We start from the raw sequence: 23167 nt of genomic DNA on the forward strand, positions 1-23167 counted from the left end.
ACTTTAACTATAAGTGAATTTTCTATAATTTTGTGTTTGTTGGGAATTTAAAAGAAACAATTCAATTAGGAAGTGATTTCGCTCGAGGATTAAATCCAAAATCGGTTATTTTATTACATGGTCCTATTGGAGCTGGAAAAACTTCATTCGTCCAAGGAATTGCAATAGGACTATCTATTTCAGAAGACATTACAAGTCCAACATTTGCTTTATCGCATCATTACAATTCTGGAACAATTCCACTCATTCATATGGATTTATACAGGCTAGAAAATAGTTTGATGGCAAAAGAATTCTTTATTTCTGAGGAAGAAGAGGCTATACAAAATGAAGCTATAATGGTTATTGAATGGCCGGAATTAATAAAGCCATGTTTGAATAATTTCTGGAAAATAGAAATAAGTTACGCTACAAATTTTGGGAGAAATTATAAAATCTGGGATCCAAAAAATTTATTAACCTTTGAATAGTCTGGTTGTTGTTCAATCGCACCTTCACCAAGACAAGTGAGTAACCCACAAACACTTGCGAATCTTACACAATTTTGTATTTCTGATTCATTTGAAGGGTAATCAAACGAAAGTAATTGTGAAATTAATCCAGCTAAAAAAGCATCACCTGCTCCAGTAGTATCAATAATTTTTAGGGACTTTAATACTTCAGTCATTCCCTGTACTCCATTTATAAACCACAAAATAGGATTTGCTCCATCTGTAATTATTACATCAGGACGGTTTAACAAACTTTCAGATATTTCTAAAGGATTTTCATTTTCAAAAAATAAGATTGCTTCCTCTTTGGCCAACTTTAAAATATGCGCCTCGTTTAATAAATTCCTAATTAAATCAACTCTCTCCTTTTTACTAGTTTCTGATGAAGAAGTTGCAAACTCCCAAAAAACCTCTCTCCAATTCAAATCAATTATTATTTTTACATCAAATTTATTAGCTAAACTCAATAAAAAGTTAATAGAATCTGTTGATATTGAAGATGATAATATAATTGTTCCACAAACTAAATATTTTGTTTTTGAAAAGAGTTTTTCCAAACTTTTCAAATCTTTTTTAATTTCATTTCTATCAAGAGCTTCATCAGCAAAAATTGTATTTAAGCTTGTATCAAAACCAGAAAAATATCGATCTCCAGAATTATCTCTATCTACTTTCACTATACGAGTAGGAAGATAATCATCCAATTGCAAAAAATTTATATTTACCTCTAACTCTTTAAATTGATTAATAAATTTCTTACCAAATTCATCACTTCCTATACGTCCAATAAATGCCGAATCTATTTTTAATTTTCTCAATGCACAAGCTACATTTGCAGGAGCTCCTCCCAAAAAATCTGTAAATTCTTGATTTGATTTATTCTTGATTCTATCTATTAAAGCCTCTCCAATACAAACAACTTTTGTTTTTTCCATAGACTAAAAATTTTTTCTAAACTAAGAATAATTAATCAAAAACGAATATTTTTTTTTTGAATTAAAGTTTAATTAATATTTTTCTTCTAATGCCTTTTAAAAAATCCGAAAATTGGAAATGGAAAGATTGGGACATATCATGGTCTTCTTCAAAACAATCCTCTAATAATAGTGATTTAAATATTTTATTAATTCATGGTTTTGGAGCATCAAAACGACATTGGAGACATAATCAAGATTTTCTCGGAAATATTCATAATTGCTATTCAATTGACCTACTAGGCTTTGGAGAAAGTAGCCAACCTGGAGCTTTATTAGATTATGAGTCTTACAAAGATAATCATGTTAAATATTCCTTTGACTTATGGGGAAGTCAGGTCGCTACTTTTTGTAATGAGGTAATTAAATCCCCTGTATTTTTAGTGGGCAACTCAATAGGTGGGGTTGTCTCTTTAAAAGCTGCTGAAATTCTCAATGAAAATTGTAATGGCCTTGTTTTAATTGACTGTGCCCAAAGAACAATGGATGATAAGAGACTTAAAAGAAGCAATGTATTAATGAACTTATTGCGTCCGGTAATAAAAACATTAGTAAGTAAAAGAATTATTAGTAACACCCTTTTTGAAAGGGCTGCCAATCCTGCAATAATTAAACAAATCCTTAAAAAAGCATATCCCTCAGGAAAAAATCTTGATGAAGAATTAATAGAAATTTTATATAACCCTTCTCAAAGAGAAAATTCGAAAGAAGCATTTCGTGGATTTATCAATCTTTTTGATGATTATCTTGCAACAGACTTTTTTGATAAAATTAATGCTCCAATTCAGTTAATTTGGGGAGAAAAAGATCCATGGGAATCTCTAAGTGAAGCAAAATCTTGGAAGAAAAATTATAAAAATATAAAAAGGCTAGATATTATTAAGAATGCTGGGCATTGTCCACATGATGAAAATCCTGAGGCAACTAATAAATTGATATATGAATTTATTCAAGAGACAAAATAAGCTTCAACACTTTCGCTAAGTCTTCTTAAACCTCTTAGACCATCTCTTTCTAGATTTCTTACCCTATCTCTACTAATACCCAAAACACGTCCTATACCTGTTAGAGACATTGGTTCATCTCCGTCCATTCCATATCTCATTCTTAAAACTCTACATTGCAAATCAGGTAACTGATGAAGAAGTGAATGTAAATCACCTCTCATACAGTCCATCTCGATTTGCTCATCGGGTAAATCTTCTCCTCCAGCCAACAAATCCAGTAAAACAGTATCTTCACCATCACCTACTTTTGTTTCTAGGCTGACTGGCTGCCCAGCTTTGCACATTAAATCTTTAACATCATCTTCAGGTAACTCGACATATTTAGCCAGTTCACTTATCGTAGGTGTTCTTGACATTTCTTGACTTAACTCTCTTTGACCTTTCTTTAGTTTATTAAGCATTTCTGTGATATGGATTGGCAATCTAATAGCTCTACTTTTTTCTGCAATTGCTCTTGTAATACCTTGTCTAATCCACCAATAAGCATATGTTGAAAACTTATATCCTCTAGCAGGATCAAATTTTTCTACACCCCTTACTAATCCAATTGTTCCTTCTTGAATTAAATCGAGAAGTTCCATATTTCTTTTTGTGTATTTTTTTGCAACACTAACGACTAATCTTAAATTTGCAGCAACCATTCTTTCTTTGGCTCTCTGCCCAGCTCTGAGTCTTCTTTTGATTTGTGAAGTAGATAAATTTAACTTTTCGGCTAATTCTTCAGCTGAAGGTTTAACATCTGTCAATTCTATTATTTCAATTTCAGCTCTCTCAACTTGCATATATTCTTGTACTTGCCTACCTAAAGTTATTTCTTGTTCATGTGATAGTAATGGAACTCGTCCAATGTCCCTCAAATAAGACCTAACCAAATCTACATCGTTGCTGGATTTTAAAGATGAAATAGTAGCTAATTTATTCTCAACTAATGTTGCGGATGACATAAAAGTTAATGTTGTTTTGTAAACAATACCATTAAGAAATGTAAAGTTAAACAAAAAAATCCACAATTAAGCAAAAATGAGAATAAATACCTAGTGTTTCTATAACATTGAAGAATTAAGTAGCCAATTTGCAGTACTAAGATAAATAAACACCCCGGCAATATCTGTCACAGTGGTTATAAAAGGGGAAGACATCAAAGCAGGATCTAAACCCATCCTGTCGAAAAGTAAGGGGAGAATAGCTCCGGCCGTTGCAGCTAGCGTTGTTATCGAAATCAAGCTAATTCCAACTGCGAATGCAATTAATGGTCCCTCGCCTTGCCACCAAGCAAAAGGGAAAACTACTAGCATCATTAAAATTCCCAACAGAGCACCAGTTATGGCCTCTTTAACCACTGCCTTAAATGCTCCTAATGATTTTAATTTTTGAGTACTTAAACCCCTTATAACGACTGTTGAGCTTTGAGCTCCAACATTTCCTCCGGTACCGATAAGCAATGGGATAAAAGCAGCTAGTAAAACTATTTCTTTTAAAATCTGATCATTCATTGCAATAACTTTTGTAGTTAACCCATTAGCTAAAACTAAAATTAATAACCATAGAATTCTCCTTCGAGCAATTGTAAATAAACCACTTTGAAAATAATCATCCTCATCACCAGGCTGAACAGCGCCCGCAGCATAAATATCTCTAGTAGCTTCTTGTTCAATAACATCAATCAAATCATCAACAGTAACAATGCCAACTAATCTTTTTTCTTTATCTACAACAGGAAGGGCTAAAAAATCATATCTTTGAATTGCTCTAGCAACGTCTTCTTGATTAGTATTAGTAGAAATATTTACGACATCTTTTGTCATGACCTCGCCAATAGGCCTTTTAGGATCTGCTGTAACAAGATCTCTTAAAGATAAAATGCCAGTTAGATGCCTCTCTTTATCCGTGACATATAGACTATAAATTGTCTCTGTAAAAGCAGCCCTTTTTCTTACTATAGACAAAGCCTCTTCAGCAGTTTGCATTTCTTTTAAATCTATGAATTCAGTAGTCATTAATCTACCGGCTGTTTCTGGCTCATAACCTAATAATTCTGCTGTTACTTTTCTTTCACCAGGACTTAGTGCTGATAGAAATTTTCGTACAACTTTTGCGGGTAATTCGTCAAAAAGTTGAACCCTATCATCAGGGGACATTTTTTCAACTATTTCCAAAACCTCTCCAGAACGAAGTCTATCTAATAATGTTTGCTGAACTATTGGATCTAGATACTCATAAACCTCGATTGCCTCATTTTTTTTTAACAACCTAAACGCGAGAGCTTGCAGTATTAAGGGAAGACTACCAATTGCATCAGCGATATCAACAGGTTGGGAAGGTTCTAGTAATAATTTGGCTTCATCATAATTTCCTGCAACTAGTAATTCCTCAAGCTGTATTGTGATCTTCCCACTTGTAGTTAAATCAGAAGATAAAGAGGTTATTACCTTGATATTATTATTCTCTTCCATGATATTGCTCTTAATCGAAGTAACATTAATATTATATAAAATTAAATAAATTTTCTACTTAATTGAAAACCAATATACATTATTATTAAATTCAAAATAACAATTACATTCAAATAAAGAAATAACTTTAGATAGTAACCTTGGATAATAAATTGATATAAAAAATCAACAAACCCACTAAAAGATGTAAAGCAAGAACAGAACCCACTTAATAAAATTTCTCTTTTTGACTTGCTAATTGACCTTGAAACAAAGAAGCCATATAAAAATGAACCTATAATAGAAATAAAAAAATTATTATCAAAATAAAACCTTAAAAATGTTGCAAAATATGCCGTTAATAATAAATTTAATAAATATTTTTTATTCAACTTATCCAGATCGAAGTAATAAAATATCCTAAACAAAAAAATGAAAAAGATAATACAAAAACTTCAGTATAGTAAAGCAATAATTTAAAATATTTTCTTTCTTGAATCAATTGAAATAACTGATATATAAAAGAAGAAAATGTACTTAAACAACCTAAAAAACCAACGTAAAAAAATAATATTAAATTCTTATTTGTTATATTTAAACTTACGAAAATACCTAAAAATAAAGATGCTAAAACATTTACTATTAAAATAGTATTAGAAGTAAATATTTTCTCTCTTCCAGAAATATATTTTATAACCATTCTTACAATTAACCCTAAAGTACTTCCTGCTAAAATATGAATAACACTATCTAATTCCAAACTCTATATTTTAATCCAACCCCTTTTAGTTATATTAGGATTTTCAATAAATCTATTTGTTAGCAACTCTACTCGTGCCCAAGTATCATTTTCATTGACTACCCATTTTTGTAAAACTGATAGTGAGGAACCGGTATTAAGAACCAACAATCTTTTAGCATTAATTTTAGGAAAAGTATAAAGTGAACAATTTGCATTTAGGATGATTTCCTTGGAATTATTAAGAATATAGTATTCATTCAAATTCCTTTGTATGCCTCCTGCCGGTAAGGTAATTGGACCAATCAGAGCGAATCCGATTAAACAAATATTTTTTATCACATTTTTCATCATATATCTAATGTCGCCATATCTAAATTCGCACTATGGGTTTCAATAAACTCTCTTCTTGGTGCGACTTTATCTCCCATCAAAATATTAAATATTCTATCTGCTTCTAAAGCGTCTTCAATTTCTACTCTTTTCATCATTCTGGTCTGAGGATTCATTGTTGTATCCCATAATTGTTTCGGCATCATTTCACCTAAACCTTTAAATCTCTGAATATTATAATTAGCTTTTTCTCCAAAATCTTCTATAGTTTGCTTCAATTGATTTTCGTTATAGCAATATTTATGATTTTTTCCTCTTTCAACTTTATATAGAGGGGGACATGCAATATATATGAAACCTTTTTCAACAAGATCTCTTTGATATCTATAAAAAAACGTTAATAGTAATGTTCTAATATGGGCTCCATCTACGTCTGCATCAGTCATGATTACAACTCGATGATACCTTAGAGAATTTATATTAAACTCTTCACCCTTTATACCCAATCCCAAAGCAGTTATAAGTGATTGAATTTCTGTATTTTTATATATTTTTGCATCATCTGTTTTTTCAATATTTAATATTTTTCCTCTCAAAGGTAAAATTGCCTGAAATCTCCTGTCTCTTCCTTGCTTAGCTGAACCTCCAGCAGAATCTCCCTCAACAATATAAATTTCAGCCCCTGAGGGGTCTCTTGAGCTGCAATCTGCCAATTTACCAGGCAAAGTTGAACTCTCAAGAACACTTTTTCTTCTTACTAAATCCCTTGCTCTTTTCGCTGCTTCTGCTGCATTAAAGGATTGAATTGCTTTTTCTAGAATTAAATCAAAAATATTAGGATTAAATTCCATATACTTTATTAATGATTCTCCTATAAGCGAATCAACAATGCCTCTTACTTCAGTATTTCCTAATTTTGTCTTTGTCTGACCTTCAAATTCTGGCTCTGGAACTTTTACAGATAATACGACCGTCAAACCTTCTCTAATATTTTCTCCTGACAAATTTTTATCAACTTCTTTTCTTTTACCTCTTTTTTTCGCGATGGCATTAAAAGTTCTAGTCAAGACTGTTTTTAAACCATCTATATGTGTTCCTCCATCTATAGTTCTGATATTATTTGCAAATCCTAGTATGTTATCTGAATAAACATCCGAACACCATTGTAGAGCTGCTTCTACATATACATTATCTTTTTGGGAATCGACATAAATAACTTCAGAATGAATAGATTCCTTTTCTTTATTAATGTATTCAACATATTCTTTAATGCCACCATCATATAAGTAAATTTCTTCTTTGAAAGAACCATCGGATAAATTTTGCCTCTCATCTCTAAAGATAATTTTGACGCCCCCATTAAGATAAGCTAATTCTCTTAATCTTGAGGATAAAAGAGCATAATCAAATTCAATACCATCAGTAAATATTGATGTATCTGGCTTAAAACAAATTGTTGTCCCTTTTTTTAATGGTTTATTTTGTTGTTTTTGGGATTTCAATTCACCTTTTGCAATGCCTTTCTCAAATCTTTGATTGAACTCATTACCATCTCTTAAAACAGTAACATTCACCCACTCACTTAGAGCATTAACAACAGATATTCCGACGCCATGTAATCCACCAGAAACCTTATATCCACCACTTCCAAATTTCCCCCCTGCATGAAGAACAGTAAGAACAGTTTCCAAAGCACTTTTACCTGTTCTTGGATGTATGTCTGTAGGAATACCCCTGCCATTATCTGAAATCAAAGCTGATCCATCTTTTTTAAGAACTATCTCAATATGATCACAATGACCAGCTAGGGCTTCATCTACAGAATTATCTACGACTTCATACACTAGATGGTGAAGTCCTCTTGGACCAGTAGAACCAATATACATTCCTGGTCGTTTACGAACAGGTTCTAAACCCTCTAAAACCTGTATCTGATCAGCACCATAGTCATTGGAGATTTTATTAGATCTTTTTTCCTCACTCATTTAATATAAAAAATAAAATAAAACTTTTAAAATGTTATTTTTAAAAGGTGTTGCATTAAATTTACCATCGGTATAAGAGAAAGGCTTGAAGTAAATGCAAATTTTAATCACTTTAATCATATGAATTGAATATTTCTTCCAAAAAATCACATATGTTCCAACCAAAACCATTAGTAATAGTTTTAATCGGGCCTACAGCGAGTGGCAAAACTGAGCTAGGAATCGAAATTGCTAAATATTTTAATCTCAATATACATAATGTCGATTCAAGACAACTTTATCGATTTATGGACATAGGTACAGCAAAGCCAACTAAAGAACAACAAAAAACAATAAAGCATTTTTTAATAGATCTTGAAGAACCCTCTAGCCAAGTAAATGCAAAACAATTTCAAGAAATTGCTACCAAATCAATAAATCGGGAACTAAATCAAAAAAGAATTCCTTTTCTAATAGGCGGAAGCGGGCTATATATGAATTCAATAATAAAGGGATTCTTTGCTCCGGATGTGCCCCCTCAAAAAGCTTTAAGATCACAATTCGAAAAACTAGGGCAAGAAAAATGTTGGGAACTTTTAAAAATTTGTGATCCTGTCCTAACAAAAAAAATCAATTACGCTGATCAAGTTAGAACGATAAGAGCTTTAGAAGTCTTTTATGTAACAGGCAAACCAATATCCTCTCAAAAATTCCAGGACCCTCCCCCATGGAAAATATTAGAATTAGGTTTATATAGAGAAGATTTAAAAGAACGTATTTTCAAAAGAACAAAAAATATGTTTGAATTTGGAATTATAGAGGAGACCAAAAAGATTATTAATCAATATGGATCAAATTTACCTTTACTAGAAACGATTGGATATAGGGAAGCCAAGGATGTAATAAAGGAAAATTTAAAACTTGAAAAAGCTATTGAAATAACTACAACAAAAACAATCCAATTTGCTAAGAGACAAAAAACATGGTTCCGTAATAAAAACAATCCAATTTGGCTTAATAACAAAAACCTACTAAAAGATGCAATAATCAATATAAAGTATGCATTACGCTAACTTTATAAAATAAGTAGTTCTTTTCATCATCAAAACAATCATTTTAAAAAACTGAATGCCACCACGTCCACGCTTTGATCGCCGCGCTCCTGTTAGAGAGCTCCCAAATATTAACGAAAGAATAAAATACCCTCAACTAAGAGTTGTTGATTCAGATGGGAAACAACTAGGAGTTCTTGATAGAATAAAAGCGCTAGAAATTGCTGATCAAAGAGGACTTGACTTAGTTTTAGTAAGCGAGAAAGCTAATCCGCCTGTTTGTAGGATAATGGATTACGGAAAATATAAATTTGAACAGGAGAAAAAAGCAAAAGAAACAAAGAAAAAATCTCACCAAACTGAAGTTAAAGAGGTGAAAATGAGATACAAAATTGATAAACATGATTATGACGTAAGAATAGGTCAAGCTGTGAGATTTTTAAAATCAGGCGATAAAGTTAAATGTACAGTTTTTTTTAGAGGTAGAGAAATTCAACACTCAAATTTAGCAGAAACACTCCTTTTGAAAATGGCTAATGATTTAGAAGAACAGTCAGAAGTTCAACAAAGGCCAAAAAGGGAAGGTAGAAATATGATTATGTTTTTAAGTCCCAGAAAAACACCTTTAATAAGAAAAGAAGAAGGGTAAATTTAGCCAATCTAACAATACGAAATTCATTCAAAAATTTTGATGGATGTTAAAATATCACTTGTGAACATAAAAGAAATTAATTAGGTTTTTTCTAAAGTGAGATTTCATATTCAACAAGAAATTGATATTCCTGCATCTACACAGTTATATAATCAAATTTGCTTTGCAATTGCAGCTAGATATTATCCTCCAGGTCATCGCTTGCCTAGTACTAGACAATTAGCTATGCAAACAGGATTGCATCGCAATACTATAAGTAAAGTTTATAGACAACTCGAAACGGACGGAGTGGTTGAAGCCATAGCAGGATCAGGGATTTATGTGAGAGAAAATCTTAAAAAATCTTTTAATTCAAAAAACAATTTAAATACAACTCCTGATCTAGAGACAAAAAAAGCAGTAGACAAATTAATCAAACTTGGATGCACTCTTCAAGAAACAAGAAATCTGTTGACTAATGAAATTGATTGGCGTATTAAATGTGGATCAAGAATAATCGTTAGTACCCCTCGGGAAGATATTGGTGCTTCTATGTTAATTGCAGAAGACCTCTCTCCAAACATCAACGTCCCAGTAGAAGTTGTCCCTATGGAAGAATTAGAAAAAGTTCTTTGCAACTCCAATAATGGGACAATTGTCACAAGTAGATATTTTTTACAACCCTTAGAAAAATTAGCAAAACAATATAGGGTTAGAGCTATTGCTGTTGATTTGAGCGACTTTCAGAAAGAATTAAAAATAATCAAAGAATTAAAACCTGGTAGTTGTGTAGGTATTGTAAGCATCAGTCCTGGCCTATTAAGAGCTGCAGAAATCATCATACATAGCATGAGAGGAAGTGATATAGTAATCATGACTACCATCTCAGATAACAGCAGTAGATTATTAGCCCTTTTAAAAGCATCCAATTATATAGTTTGCGATGGACCTAGTTTATCTGTTATTGAAAATACTCTGTTAAAAAATCGTTCTCAATTAATGAGAGTACCACAAATTATATGTGCAAAAAATTATTTAAGCATAAAAACTATAAATCATTTAAAAGCCGAGATAGGAGTAATTAATTAATTCATCATGCTAAGAACTTTCAAGTCAGATATTGAAATAATAAGAGAGAGAGATCCTGCAGCGAGAGGAATTTTAGAAATTTTTCTTTGCTATCCTGGTTTCCAATCAATTATCGTTCATAGGTTTACTCATAAATTATGGTTATTAAAGTTACCCTTAATTCCGAGATTATTAAGTCATTTAAATAGATTATTAACAGGAATAGAAATACATCCAGGTGCCAAAATTGGGAAAAAAGTTTTTATAGATCATGGCATGGGTGTTGTTATAGGAGAAACAGCTGAAATTGGTAATAACTGCTTACTTTATCAAGGAGTTACATTAGGAGGAACTGGTAAAAGTCATGGCAAAAGGCATCCAACATTAATGGAGAATGTTGTAGTTGGGGCAGGAGCAAAAGTTCTAGGCTCAATAATAATTGGACAAAATACTAGAATTGGCGCCGGTTCAGTCGTTGTTCGTAATGTCGAAGAAAATAGTACTGTTGTTGGGATACCAGGAAGAGTAGTTCATCAAAGTGGTGTAAAAGTTAATCCCTTAGCACACTCTGCTTTACCAGACGCTGAAGCTAATGTAATTAAAAATTTAATGGATAGAATAGATCAGCTTGAAAACCAAATCCTTAAACTAGAAAATACCCTTCAATGTTTAGTAAATTCAGAATCTAATGATATTTCTAAAGTTGGCAATGCACAAAATCTAAAAGACAAAGAAATAATAGAATTCTTAGGAGATAACTAATTGCGAATCAATTATTAGTTTCTTTTTCGCTTTTAGGTTGAAACATAAACATTGAATAAATGACATTTCTTCTCATATTAGTCATCATTTCAAGAAACATATCATAACCTTCGTTTTTATATTCAATCAAGGGGTCCTTTTGACCATAACCTCTTAATCCTACAGATTCTCTTAAAGAATCCATCGATTGAAGATGTTCTCTCCATAAATTATCAATTTGTTGAAGTATAAAAAACCTTTCAGCTTCTCTCATTAAACCTGGACGAAATTTCTCTATTTGAGCTTCCTTCAAATCATATGCAATACGTAATTGCTCTTGTAGATAATTCTTTAATTCTTCAATAGATAAGACACTAACATCTTCTGATTTAAGATCATTTAATAAATAAATGAATTCTTTTACTTTAGAAATCAATTGATCAATGTCCCATTCTTCTGGAGGTAAATCAGGATTGATATAAGCTTCTACAATTTCTTCCATTGTTCTTTCTCCATACCCTATGACTTGTTTCTTCAAATCATTCCCTTTTAGAACTCTTAATCTCTCATTATAAACCGCTTTTCTTTGATTATTCATTACCTCATCATATTCAAAAACTTGTTTTCTGATGTCATAATAATAAGTCTCAACTTTCTTCTGTGCACTTTCTAAAGATCTAGTAAGCATTCCTGACTCAATAGGCATATCTTCATCTACCCTAAAAGCGTTCATTAGGTTTGCTACCCTATCTCCTCCAAATATCCTTAATAGATTATCTTCCAAAGATAAAAAGAATCTGGTACTTCCAAGATCTCCTTGTCTACCTGCTCTTCCTCTAAGTTGATTATCAACTCTTCTTGACTCATGCCTTTCAGTTCCAATGACATGAAGACCTCCAGCATTCCTAACATTTTCTTCTTCATGAATTAATACCTTTTCATATTCATTTTTCACCTCTGATAAAGATTCTCTCAAAGATTGTATTAGTTTATCTTCAGTTGGAGCTTTTTCAGCAGCAGTAGCAATTTTATCGTCTAATTCCAGAATAGTTAAGCTTCTATCTCCCCAATTTTTTACAAGTTCATTGGATAATAAAGATAGTTTTCTTTTAATATCTTCGCCTAACTGACATGGGAAAAGACTGTCTACACTACTTTTAGTCTTTTTATTTGCAATTGAATCAACATTTGCAGAAAATCCTCCCCCAGATTTTGAATTTCTTTGTTGAGGTATTGGCGGTTTATGCTCATTATCTGGCTTAACGAGTAAGGGCATTAAAGTCTCTTTTAATTTTAGCCTTGCCATATAGTCGCTATTACCACCAAGAATAATATCAGTCCCTCTTCCAGCCATATTTGTTGCGATGGTGACGGCACCAGATCTTCCAGCCTGAGCTACGATTTCTGCCTCGCGTTCTACATTCTCTGGTTTTGCATTTAGCAAATTATGTGGGATTTGCTGCTCGAAAAGAAGTGTACTTAATAACTCACTTTTTTCGACACTTGTTGTACCTACTAAAACAGGTCTACCGTTCCTATGTATTTCTGCTGTCTCATTAGCGACCGCTTTCCATTTTCCGAGCTCTGTTTTAAAAACTTGATCAGCCCAATCTTGTCTCTTCCTTGTCTGATTAGTTGGAACAACTGTTGATTCTAATTTATAAGTTTTTTCAAATTCCACCTCTTCGGTCTTGGCAGTTCCTGTCATACCAGCTAAGCCTGGATATAAAAGGAAAAAGTTCTGATACGTTATAGATGCTAATGTTTGAGTCTCAGGTTGAATTTTAAGACCTTCTTTTGCTTCGATTGCCTGATGTTGTCCATCACTCCATCTTCTTCCAGGCATAACCCTTCCAGTAAATTCATCAACTATTACCGCTTCATCTTTTTTAATGATGTAATTTACATCTTTAACGAATAATTCTTTAGCTTTTAAAGCATTAGTAATGTAATGAGCCCACGGGTCTTTAGGATCGTATAAATCATTAACCTTCAAGGCCTCTTCACATTTAGCAAATCCTTGATCAGTTAATATACAACTACGTTGTTTTTCGTCTACTTCATAATCACCCTCTGGATCAATACCATCTTTACTCAACTCTTTCGCCTTAATTAGAGATAATGATAATTCTGCCGCTTTTTGATATTTTTCTTGTGGCCTTTCAATTTGACCAGAAATTATTAGAGGAGTTCTTGCTTCATCAATTAAAATTGAATCTACTTCATCTATTACGCAATAATTAAATTTTCTTTGAACTACTTCTTCGATTTCAGTAGCCATGTTATCTCTCAAATAATCAAAGCCTAATTCAGAATTAGTGGCATAGGTTATGTCACATGCATAGTTTTTTTTCCTTTCAGAAGGACTCATATCTTGCTGAATTAGACCAACTGATAAGCCCAAAAAACGATGCACTTGTCCCATCCACTCAGCATCTCTTCGAGCTAAGTAATCGTTCACGGTAACAACATGTACACCTTTACCAGTTAAAGCATTGAGATAACAAGGTAGCGTTGCAACGAGAGTTTTACCTTCTCCAGTTTTCATCTCAGCAATTTGTCCTTCATGGAGAACCATCCCACCAATTAATTGCACATCAAAATGACGCATTTCTAAAACTCTTTTACTTGCTTCTCTGACGATTGCAAAAGCTTTTGGTAATGTTTCTTCTAATAGTTCCTTTTGTTTTTTAATATTTAACTCTGATGAAATTTTTGATTTGAGATTATGAGTTTCATTCCGCAATTCATCATCAGTTAATATGGATACGTCTTCTTCTAATAAGTTTATTTCTTCAACTATTGGTTGATATCTCTTTAACTTTCGTGTATTCGGGTCTCCCAACAAAAGTTTGAGCATAATTGTTTTTCCTCTAAAAAATTTATCCTATTACAATCATTATAAATTAGTGCGTTACAACTAAATGAGCAAATCCTATATCTCTTTATTTTTTTAAAAAGAAATTGATTCAGGTGTTAAATCAAATTTACTAAAGAAGTTATTGCATTTCTCTCAAAATTCTAGAATTTCCAAACTTATGAAATCAGTATATTTAATTAAACATTCAAAAGGTGCTCTTGGATTAAGATTATTTGGATTAGGTCCTAATCTTAAACCCACGAAAGGATTATTTAAACTTCAACGATTTCTACATCGTAATGCATTTTGGGCTAGGGATAGAACAATTAAAGATCTCAAAAAATGTCTTGCTAATAGCGATGTTGTTGTAAGTATTTGGTCTAATAATGAACCAGTTGGTTTTGGGAGAGCCTTGTCAGATGGTATTTATAGAGGCGTTTTATGGGATATAGTAATTGATCAAAATCATCAAGGGAAAGGTTACGGCAAGATGATTGTTAAAAATCTTTTAGAATCAAAGAAAATAAAACATACTAAGAAAATATATTTAATGACTACGAGCAAAAAAATGTTTTATTCGCAAGTTGATTTCAAAGAAGTTACTTCACAAAATCTTCTAGTACACGAAATATAAATTACTTCTTAAATAAAAAATATTTCGAACCTAAATAATTATTTAAGGCGCCAATAAATGCTCCTATCAACCAAGCAATCTTATAATTATCAATTAATCGACTCAAAAAAATAATTACTAGAGACATTTCTAAACCTCCTAAAAAATAAATTAAACAAAAAATAAAAAAAGATTTAATTATTTTTTTTTGTGAATTATCTCTAAAAACCCAAATCTTTGCAAAAACAAATGATGATAAAAGTCCCGTCGAGTAACCCAATAAGGAAGCAAATATTATGTTTTTAAAAATTAGATAAAATGAATTAAATACTAAGAAATTTATAAATGTTGCAATTAAACCTGAGATTAAAAATCTTAATATTTGATATTTATTTACTTGAAAAATACAATTCAAAATTTTTAAAATTTTACTAACGTCTTTGATCTTTAAGATATAAATCTTGCATAAAGCCACCTTATAAACGGACCCAAAATAGGAACGGGGCCAAAAGTAGGACCACAAAAATCAAAATAATCTCTGTGTTCTTGGATTAAGCCATTGTCAGAAAATATCAAACGTGTAGTGCCAGGATATATAAATTCTTTACCCATAATTTTTAAACCCATAGTCCATTCTACAAATCCATAGTTTCCAGTGATTGAGATTGCATGAGTTTCCAAATAAACATCATCGCATCTTTTAACCAGCTTTTCTTGGGCCTCTACATAAGAATCTAATCCTTTCGTTTCCTGTGTTGGATCAATAAAGATAACATTCTCATTATAAAACTCTGCCCACTTTGCTTTTGTTGGTGCATCTTCCCCATAGGGTTTAGTAAATAATCCTCTTAAATCCTCAATAGAAACAGTAAGTGGCATTTAAAAATTTATATTTATCTATTAATTATATTTCAAATTTTTATTTTAAAAAAGTAATCATTCAAATAATCTGATTTAGCAGAATAATAGCCAACCAATTAATACCGCTTAAAAAGCGGATGAAGAGATTCGAACTCTCGACATTCTCCTTGGCAAGGAGATGCTCTACCACTGAGCTACATCCGCATAACTAGTTTATTTTATCTTAAAAAAGGAATGAAATGAACAAAACCTTACTTTTTTTGAAACTAATTTAAATTTTTAATTAAAGAACCCATCTCAATTGCTTGTAAAGCATAGTTCCAACCAAAGTTGTTTTTTATCCCAGCTCTTTCTAAAGCCTGTTGCATACTATCAGTAGTTAAAACCCCAAAAATAATTGGGACATTATTTTCATGTGAAACCTGTGAAATTCCCTTACTAGCCTCAGAAATAACAACATCATAATGAGAAGTTTCTCCTCTAATAACAGCTCCAAGAGCAATTACAACGTCATAGTTAGATTTTTTCAAAAGTGTTTTAGCTGCTATTGGCAGTTCAAATGATCCAGGAACCCAAACAATATCAATTTCTTTACTTGTTTCTGAAGTATCTAAACCATGCCTTTTAAGACAATCAAGACACCCAGATAATATTTTATTAGTAATTAAATCATTAAATCTTGCTACTACTATGCCTACTTTTAAATTAGAAGCATTGGTAAAAGATCCCTCAAAAATAGTCATTAAATTTTCTTTCTTATATATCTACACTCTCATGAAAAGGTACTAAGTTCAAACTAAGGCTGAAACAATCCCTGTTGCAAAAACTAAAACGAGCCAAACTGCAGCAATAGAATATATTTTTCTTCTACTTTCCTTCTGTCCATCTTCAGTAGAAGGTTGAGTTACATATAAAACGGGAACTCCTACTACCGCGATAAGAGAAGCAAATAAAAGAGCATTTACGAAGAAAAAATTAACTGCCTGCATGATTCAAACTTATTTTTAAATTATTATAGATACTATGATCTCATGAAAATGAATATTTTTGGAGAAAATTTACATACTTTTAGTCAGTTTTAAAATGCAAAACTAAAATATGTTCCTAATATCTATTTATAAATAATAAAAAGATGGAAGAAGATACGATAATTCAGAAGGATTTATTTGCAATTAATCATGAAGTTAAACGCCCAAACAACTCAAGTCAAATTCCTGAAGATTTATCTACTGAAGAATTAAAAAAAGAGTCACAGAAAAGGCCCAGACAAAGAAAAAATTCTACTAATTTAATAAACAAATTTAAAAATAATTCAAATTCAGAAAGAAAGAATGATTGCATTAATGAAAAATCTTACAGTTATAAAACTGTTGAAAAACAAAAATTAACTCCAATTCTCAAACATTATGTGACATTAAAAGAAGAAAACAGCAATAGATTGTTGTTATATAGATTAGGTGACTTTTTTGAATGTTTTTTTGAAGATGCTGTATTAATATCTAACCTATTAGAAATAACCTTAACGAGCAAAGATGCGGGTAAAGATATTGGTAAAATTCCTATGGCAGGAGTCCCTTATCATGCAATGGAGAGATACTGCGCCGAATTAATTAAAAAAAACCATTCAGTAGTTATATGTGATCAGTTAGAAAAAAGTACTGGAAATTACGGAACACCACTGAAAAGAGGAATAACAAGAATAATTACGCCAGGGACTGTAATTGAAGAAGGGATGTTGGTTGCAAAAAAAAATAATTGGATAACTGCAATCCACTTATCAGAAAACATTTCAGAAGATTTATATGAATGGGGTATTTCAAGAGCTGATGTGAGTACAGGAGAATTATTAACAATGGAGGGACAATCAATCTCTAAATTATTCGATGAAATTATTAAATTAGATACATCAGAAATCATCATAGGAAGCAATGAAGAGAAAAAGTTATTAGAAAACCAAAATCAACAAATTACATATACTGTCACCCAAGAAACTTTTTTCAGTATTAATGAAGCATGTTCAACTATAAAAAATTATTTTCAAATTCTTAGTTTAGAGGGCCTAGGACTCAAGCATTTAAATAATGCAACTAAAGCACTTGGTGGCTTACTAAATTATTTAGAGAAAATCAATCCTTCAAATTTAGAGAACGATTCTTCTTTAAAAATTTCTTTAGATTTTCCACAAATACAATTTCCAAAAGATCATTTAATTATTGATTATCAAACTCAAAAAAATTTAGAAATAAAAAATACACAAAGAGAAAATAATTATGCTGGTTCACTTCTGTGGAGTATTGATAGAACATATACCTGTATGGGTGCAAGATGTTTAAGAAGATGGATAGACTCTCCATTATTAAATATTGATGAAATTAATAAAAGACAAAATATTATTTCAAACTTTTTAGAGTCTAAAAAGTTACGGACAGACACCCAAAATATACTTAGAGCAATGGGCGATTTAGAAAGACTTTCAGGGAGAGCATGTGCAGGGCATGCTAGTCCAAGAGATTTAATTGCAATCTCAGAGGGGTTAAAAAAATTACCTAGATTAAAGTCTATTGTTGAATTATTTAAGTATGAAATCCCATCCTGGACGAATCAATTAAAAAATATTGATAATGAGCTTTTGGAGTTAGCCGATCTAATAAGCTTCAAGCTAGTAGAAAATCCACCTTTAAATACTAGTGAAGGAGGCATTATCCATGATGGGGTTGATAATGTGTTGGATGGCTTACGTAATTTAATAGACGACTACTCAGATTGGTTGAATCAAGAGGAATTAAAAGAAAGAAAAATTAGTAAAATATCAAATTTAAAAATTCAATTCCATAAAAACTTTGGTTATTACATATCAATTAATAAATCTAAAGTTAATTTAGCACCTGCTCATTGGATTAAAAGGCAAACTCTTACTAATGAGGAAAGATATGTAACCACAGAAATCAAGAATAGAGAAAGTAAAATATTTCAAGTCAAAAATCGCGCGGCTGCTAAAGAATACGAATTATTTTGCGAAGTAAGAAATCTTGTATCTTCCAAAATAAAAAGGATTAGATCCGTAGCAAAAGCTATTGCCTGTATAGATGCATTACTTGGTTTAGCAATTACATCATTAGAAAATAATTTTATAAAACCGACTATTTCACCCATTACTAATTTAACAGACCAACAAAGCACAAAGATTATTGGAGGAAGGAATCCTATAGTTGAACAACTATTAACAAATAGACAATTTATATCTAATGATATTTTGTTTAATAAGAAGCAAAAATTAATAATATTAACTGGTCCAAATGCAAGTGGAAAGAGTTGCTTTATTAGACAAATAGGATTAATACAAATTCTGGCTCAAATTGGAAGCTTCGTCCCTGCAAGCAAAGCCGATATTCAAATTGTAGATCGAATATTTACAAGAATTGGAGCCGTAGATGATCAATCAACTGGACAATCGACATTCATGGTAGAAATGTCAGAGACAGCATCAATACTAAATCAAGCGACATCAAACTCTCTTGTCTTACTTGATGAGATAGGAAGAGGGACCTCTACTTTTGATGGGCTATCTATAGCATGGTCAGTAAGTGAATATCTTGCAAAAAAAATTGTATGCAATACAATCTTTGCTACTCATTATCATGAACTAAATTATCTTAAAAATACAAATACAAACGTAGAAAATTTTCAGGTATTAGTAAAACAGAAGAAAGATCAACTATTTTTTTGTCATAAAATTGAAAAAGGTGGTGCGAACAAAAGTTATGGAATTGAAGCCGCTAAGTTAGCCGGGGTTCCTAAAGAAGTTATTAATAAAGCTATATTAGTTTTAGATTATTTAGAAAAAAATAATCAGTTGAATGCTCAAATTAAAATTAAATAAAATTTTAAACAGATTATATAAAAATTATTTTAAATAGTTTCTCTTAATAAGGCATTAACAGCTGCTGCGGCCATTGCAGCCCCTCCTCTCGTAGAGTTCATAACAATTCTAGGATAATTAGTGTTGAGTAATTTATTTTTACTTTGCCTAACACCAATAAAACCTACAGGCATTCCAATAATTAAACTAGGAATCTGTTGTGAATTCTGTATAATCTCTAATAAATTGACTAATGCCGTTGGAGAACTTCCAATAACAATAATTGGCGATTGACTTCCTGAATTTTTAGCAGATAATTCAATCCAACCTTTTTCTATCCCATAAGCAGTTTTAGTCAACCCTGATAAATCTCTATCATCAAACCAATGTTTCGCCGAAACAACTGAGTTTCCGTTTGTATTTTTTGCCATTGATTTAATAGCTGCTGCTGCCATATCAGTATCAGTCAATATTGGTGCTCCAGCTTTAAGAGATGTAATACCTTTTTCGCACGCCCCTTCACTAAACTCCAAAAGCTTCTGAATATTAAAATCACCTGAAGTATGCACTAATCTTTCTAAAACTTTATTTTCCAAGTAATTAAAATTATTTTCAATCAAATTAGATTTAATAAACCTAATACTTTCTAAAAAAATAGGATGATCTTTTATCATTAAAATTTAATTTACTTTATCTTAAAGAAAGCATAATTATAATAAGATTCTTTTTTGCAGATATGCCAATACAAATAATATGGGGAAATGATTTAAATGCAAGTAATAAGTTTATAAAAAAAATAATTGATGAAAAAGTATCCAAAACATGGGGAGAAATAAATATTAGTTACTTAAATGGTGATGATGATGATCAAATAAAACAAGCATTTGATGAAATACTAACACCTCCTTTGGGGGATGGATCTCGAGTAGTTGTATTAAAAAATAACCCATTATTCACAAATAAAAATGAGGAAATAAGACTCAAATTTGAGAAAATTTATCAAAACATTCCAAGTAACACTTACTTTCTTTTACAAAATACAAAAAAACCAGATTCAAGACTAAAGAGTACAAAATTTATTCAAAATTTAATAAAAAAAGATTTAGCAATTGAAAGCTCATTTTCATTGCCCGATATCTGGGATTTTGAAGGCCAGAAAAGATACTTAGAATTCACAGCAAATTCGATGAATATTCATCTAGGTAAAGGGACCACTGATTTAATTATTGATTCAGTAGGAAATGATAGTTTTAACTTAGTTAGCGAATTATCTAAAGCAAAGATATATCTATCTGCCATAAATAATAACGAAAACAAAGAACTTATTCTAGAAAGTGATGATGTAAAAAAAATATTCAATGATCAACAGTCAAATATCTTTAAAATAATCGATCATCTATTACAAAATAATATTAGTGATGGTCTTATAGAAATATATTATTTATTAAAAAAAGGAGAACCTGCTTTAAGGCTCAATGCAGGATTAATAAGTCAAATCAGAATGCATACCATAGTAAAATTACTTCATAAATCTGGTGAGCAAGATTTATCAAAAATATGCAAACTTGCAAATATATCTAACCCAAAAAGAATTTTTTTTATCCGTAAAAAAGTAAACAATATATCCTCAGATTTCTTAATTAAACTGATGAGTAATTTATTAGATATTGAATCATCACTAAAAAAAGGCAATAATCCTATTAATGTATTTACGGAAAATCTCGTTAACTTAAGTTAATCAAATATTAAGTTTAATAATTTATATTATGATTTAATTATGGCTTTATTAATCAAAAAATTTGGCGGCACATCGGTTGAAGACATCACAAAAATTAAGGCGATTGCACAAAGTATTATTCAAAGTAAAGAAGCTGGAAATGATATCGTCGTAGTTGTATCTGCCATGGGTCATTCTACAGATCACTTAAATAAGTTAGCAGAATCAATCAGCAAAAATCCCAATAGCCGAGAATTAGATATGCTCCTCTCTACAGGGGAGCAAGTAACTATGGCACTTCTATCAATGTCATTAAATGAATATGGGATTCCTGCAATATCTTTGACAGGTAGCCAAGTGGGAATTGTTACTGAATCAATTCATGGAAAAGCAAGAATTCTAGATATCAAAACAGAACGAATACAAAACTATATTAATCAAGGTTATGTAGTAGTAGTTGCAGGGTTTCAAGGCTCAACGCTTAGTCATACTGGATCAATGGAAATCACAACTTTGGGAAGAGGGGGTTCAGATACTTCAGCAGTAGCACTATCAACAGCATTAGGTGCAGAAACTTGCGAGATATATACAGATGTTCCTGGGGTTCTTACCACTGATCCAAGAATTGTACCTAATGCAAAATTATTAGATATTATTAGTTGTGAAGAGATGCTAGAACTTGCGAGTGTGGGTGCTTCAGTACTTCATCCAAGAGCTGTAGAAATTGCTCGCAATTATGGAATTAAATTATATGTGAAATCGAGTCAAACCCTCTCAAATGGCACTCTTCTACATAGCAAAATTAAACCATTAGCTTTAAAAAGAGGAGGGTTAGAATTAACAAAGACTGTTAATAGTCTTGAAGTATTAGAAACGCAAACCGTATTTAGTATTTCCAAACTACCTGACAGACCTGGAATTGCAGCTCAAATATTTGAAACCTTGTCTGAAGCAAACATTAATGTTGATTTAATAATCCAAGCTACACATGATGGGAAGAGTAATGATATTGCATTTACAGTTAATGATTTTGAGTTAACCAAAACAATTGATCAATGTAAATTAATAACAAATCAATTAGGTGGCGAATATGATTTCAAAAAAAATATGACTAAATTAAGTATTCAAGGAGCTGGAATAATGGGGAGACCAAGTGTATCTGCTGATTTATTTGATACTTTATCCCAAGCAAACATAAATGTAAGGTTAATAGCTACCAGCGAAATTAAAGTCAGCTGCGTAATTGATATTGACAATATTCCAAAAGCTATTAGATTTGTCAGTGAAAAATTTAAATTATCTGATAAACAAATATTTATTAATCCAGTAATTGAGAGAGAAGATCAGCCTGAGGTAAGAGGAATTGCATTAGATAAAAATCAAGTTCAAGTTAGCATTCGGAACCTACCTGATAAACCTGGGGTGGCAGCCTCAATATGTTTAGCTCTCGCAGAGAATAATTTAATTTTTGATACTATTGTGCAATCTGAAAGGTTAACATCTTTAAAAACCAAAGACATAAGTTTCACTATGAGCAAGCAAGATAGAGAAAGAGCCAATACAATTTTCCACTCTTTAACAAAAAAATTGGCAGGATCATTCATCGAAGATGGACCTGCTATAGCTAAAGTAAGCACAGTTGGAGCTGGAATGGCATTTAAGGTTGGAACAGCTGGGAAAATTTTTAGAGCACTAGCTAATAAAAATATTAATATTGAAATGATTGCCACAAGTGAAATAAGAACTTCTTGTATCGTCTTAGAAAAAGATTGTGACCAAGCAGTTAATGCAATTCATTCTTATTTCCAATTAGATAAATAAGTAA

23 protein-coding genes and 1 tRNA gene are annotated in these 23167 nt (G+C 31.3%); 10 read left to right on the forward strand and 14 right to left on the reverse strand.

The genetic code is table 11. From position 1 onward, the window contains the following. Positions 1 to 32 precede the first annotated feature (32 nt). Positions 33 to 470 (forward strand): tRNA (adenosine(37)-N6)-threonylcarbamoyltransferase complex ATPase subunit type 1 TsaE, encoded by a 438-nt coding sequence (gene tsaE / locus ACTF45_RS00885; RefSeq protein ID WP_288347850.1) that lies wholly within the window; start codon positions 33 to 35, stop codon positions 468 to 470. Here tsaE and ACTF45_RS00890 read toward each other — a convergent pair. After that, positions 428 to 1426: a carbohydrate kinase family protein gene (locus ACTF45_RS00890; protein WP_288347848.1), complete on the reverse strand. Its 999-nt coding sequence runs from the start codon at positions 1424 to 1426 to the stop codon at positions 428 to 430. The two genes, tsaE and ACTF45_RS00890, sit on opposite strands and share 43 nt — an antisense overlap. Positions 1427 to 1515: 89 nt before the next feature. Here ACTF45_RS00890 and ACTF45_RS00895 point away from each other — a divergent pair, with 89 nt between their 5' ends. After that, complete coding sequence (locus ACTF45_RS00895; protein ID WP_438949182.1) at positions 1516 to 2430, forward strand: alpha/beta fold hydrolase; 915 nt, start codon at positions 1516 to 1518, stop codon at positions 2428 to 2430. Here the strand turns inward: ACTF45_RS00895 and ACTF45_RS00900 are convergent. The 6 genes from ACTF45_RS00900 to gyrB form a co-directional block, all read right to left on the reverse strand. Continuing rightward, on the reverse strand, positions 2415 to 3416 hold the full coding sequence (locus ACTF45_RS00900; RefSeq protein WP_438949325.1) for an RpoD/SigA family RNA polymerase sigma factor: 1002 nt from the start codon (positions 3414 to 3416) through the stop codon (positions 2415 to 2417). The two genes, ACTF45_RS00895 and ACTF45_RS00900, sit on opposite strands and share 16 nt — an antisense overlap. Positions 3417 to 3515: 99 nt before the next feature. Then, a complete protein-coding gene (mgtE, locus tag ACTF45_RS00905) occupies positions 3516 to 4925 on the reverse strand; it encodes a magnesium transporter (protein WP_288347844.1) in 1410 nt (469 codons plus the stop codon). Positions 4926 to 4966: 41 nt separating this feature from the next. Beyond that, positions 4967 to 5332, reverse strand: coding sequence for a FluC/FEX family fluoride channel (locus tag ACTF45_RS00910; protein WP_438949183.1), 366 nt, complete (start codon positions 5330 to 5332; stop codon positions 4967 to 4969). Then, a complete protein-coding gene (locus ACTF45_RS00915) occupies positions 5293 to 5664 on the reverse strand; it encodes a fluoride efflux transporter FluC (RefSeq protein WP_288347842.1) in 372 nt (123 codons plus the stop codon). The genes ACTF45_RS00910 and ACTF45_RS00915 overlap by 40 nt, the downstream gene beginning before the upstream one ends. A gap of 3 nt (positions 5665 to 5667) precedes the next feature. Then, positions 5668 to 5997: a hypothetical protein gene (locus tag ACTF45_RS00920; RefSeq protein ID WP_288347841.1), complete on the reverse strand. Its 330-nt coding sequence runs from the start codon at positions 5995 to 5997 to the stop codon at positions 5668 to 5670. Continuing rightward, positions 5994 to 7961: a DNA topoisomerase (ATP-hydrolyzing) subunit B gene (gene gyrB, locus ACTF45_RS00925; protein WP_438949184.1), complete on the reverse strand. Its 1968-nt coding sequence runs from the start codon at positions 7959 to 7961 to the stop codon at positions 5994 to 5996. The genes ACTF45_RS00920 and gyrB overlap by 4 nt, the downstream gene beginning before the upstream one ends. Positions 7962 to 8113: 152 nt before the next feature. Between gyrB and miaA the strand changes: the two genes are divergently transcribed. The 4 genes from miaA to cysE all read left to right on the forward strand — a co-directional run bounded on the left by miaA (position 8114) and on the right by cysE (position 11453). Further along, positions 8114 to 9013: a tRNA (adenosine(37)-N6)-dimethylallyltransferase MiaA gene (miaA, locus tag ACTF45_RS00930; protein WP_288347467.1), complete on the forward strand. Its 900-nt coding sequence runs from the start codon at positions 8114 to 8116 to the stop codon at positions 9011 to 9013. 55 nt (positions 9014 to 9068) lie between these two features. Further along, positions 9069 to 9641, forward strand: a complete 573-nt coding sequence (gene infC, locus ACTF45_RS00935; protein ID WP_288347465.1) for a translation initiation factor IF-3 — start codon at positions 9069 to 9071, stop codon at positions 9639 to 9641. Positions 9642 to 9740: 99 nt separating this feature from the next. After that, positions 9741 to 10712 (forward strand): GntR family transcriptional regulator, encoded by a 972-nt coding sequence (locus ACTF45_RS00940; protein ID WP_288347464.1) that lies wholly within the window; start codon positions 9741 to 9743, stop codon positions 10710 to 10712. Between the two features lie 6 nt (positions 10713 to 10718). Continuing rightward, the gene (gene cysE / locus ACTF45_RS00945; protein ID WP_288347462.1) at positions 10719 to 11453 is read left to right on the forward strand and encodes a serine O-acetyltransferase; all 735 of its coding nucleotides are present in this window, start codon (positions 10719 to 10721) and stop codon (positions 11451 to 11453) included. A 7-nt stretch (positions 11454 to 11460) separates the two neighbouring features. On the opposite strand, the gene secA is transcribed toward cysE, so the two are convergent. Then, positions 11461 to 14292: a preprotein translocase subunit SecA gene (gene secA, locus ACTF45_RS00950; protein ID WP_438949185.1), complete on the reverse strand. Its 2832-nt coding sequence runs from the start codon at positions 14290 to 14292 to the stop codon at positions 11461 to 11463. A 178-nt stretch (positions 14293 to 14470) separates the two neighbouring features. Between secA and ACTF45_RS00955 the strand changes: the two genes are divergently transcribed. Continuing rightward, positions 14471 to 14926: a GNAT family N-acetyltransferase gene (locus ACTF45_RS00955; protein WP_288347460.1), complete on the forward strand. Its 456-nt coding sequence runs from the start codon at positions 14471 to 14473 to the stop codon at positions 14924 to 14926. Between the two features lies 1 nt (position 14927). Here the strand turns inward: ACTF45_RS00955 and ACTF45_RS00960 are convergent, their stop codons facing one another. The 5 genes from ACTF45_RS00960 to psbZ form a co-directional block, all read right to left on the reverse strand. Beyond that, positions 14928 to 15380, reverse strand: coding sequence for a GtrA family protein (locus tag ACTF45_RS00960; RefSeq protein WP_438949186.1), 453 nt, complete (start codon positions 15378 to 15380; stop codon positions 14928 to 14930). Beyond that, positions 15353 to 15784, reverse strand: coding sequence for a nuclear transport factor 2 family protein (locus ACTF45_RS00965; protein ID WP_288347457.1), 432 nt, complete (start codon positions 15782 to 15784; stop codon positions 15353 to 15355). Before ACTF45_RS00965 ends, ACTF45_RS00960 begins: the two co-directional genes overlap by 28 nt. Positions 15785 to 15898: 114 nt before the next feature. Further along, positions 15899 to 15970: transfer RNA gene (locus ACTF45_RS00970), tRNA-Gly, on the reverse strand. A 62-nt stretch (positions 15971 to 16032) separates the two neighbouring features. After that, positions 16033 to 16509, reverse strand: a complete 477-nt coding sequence (gene ribH, locus ACTF45_RS00975) for a 6,7-dimethyl-8-ribityllumazine synthase (RefSeq protein ID WP_288347455.1) — start codon at positions 16507 to 16509, stop codon at positions 16033 to 16035. A gap of 48 nt (positions 16510 to 16557) precedes the next feature. Beyond that, positions 16558 to 16755 (reverse strand): photosystem II reaction center protein PsbZ, encoded by a 198-nt coding sequence (psbZ, locus tag ACTF45_RS00980; protein ID WP_011133271.1) that lies wholly within the window; start codon positions 16753 to 16755, stop codon positions 16558 to 16560. Positions 16756 to 16898: 143 nt separating this feature from the next. Here psbZ and mutS point away from each other — a divergent pair, with 143 nt between their 5' ends. After that, complete coding sequence (gene mutS / locus ACTF45_RS00985; RefSeq protein ID WP_288347453.1) at positions 16899 to 19646, forward strand: DNA mismatch repair protein MutS; 2748 nt, start codon at positions 16899 to 16901, stop codon at positions 19644 to 19646. 29 nt (positions 19647 to 19675) lie between these two features. Here the strand turns inward: mutS and ACTF45_RS00990 are convergent, their stop codons facing one another. Further along, on the reverse strand, positions 19676 to 20299 hold the full coding sequence (locus ACTF45_RS00990) for a precorrin-8X methylmutase (RefSeq protein ID WP_288347452.1): 624 nt from the start codon (positions 20297 to 20299) through the stop codon (positions 19676 to 19678). A 62-nt stretch (positions 20300 to 20361) separates the two neighbouring features. On the opposite strand from ACTF45_RS00990, the gene holA reads away from it, so the two are divergent. Then, on the forward strand, positions 20362 to 21363 hold the full coding sequence (holA, locus tag ACTF45_RS00995) for a DNA polymerase III subunit delta (RefSeq protein ID WP_288347450.1): 1002 nt from the start codon (positions 20362 to 20364) through the stop codon (positions 21361 to 21363). 39 nt (positions 21364 to 21402) lie between these two features. Then, positions 21403 to 23163: an aspartate kinase gene (locus ACTF45_RS01000; RefSeq protein WP_288347448.1), complete on the forward strand. Its 1761-nt coding sequence runs from the start codon at positions 21403 to 21405 to the stop codon at positions 23161 to 23163. The last annotated feature ends 4 nt before the right edge of the window (positions 23164 to 23167 follow it).

Source organism: Prochlorococcus sp. (genome assembly GCF_965655815.1).
GTDB classification, from domain to species: domain Bacteria; phylum Cyanobacteriota; class Cyanobacteriia; order PCC-6307; family Cyanobiaceae; genus Prochlorococcus_A; species Prochlorococcus_A pastoris.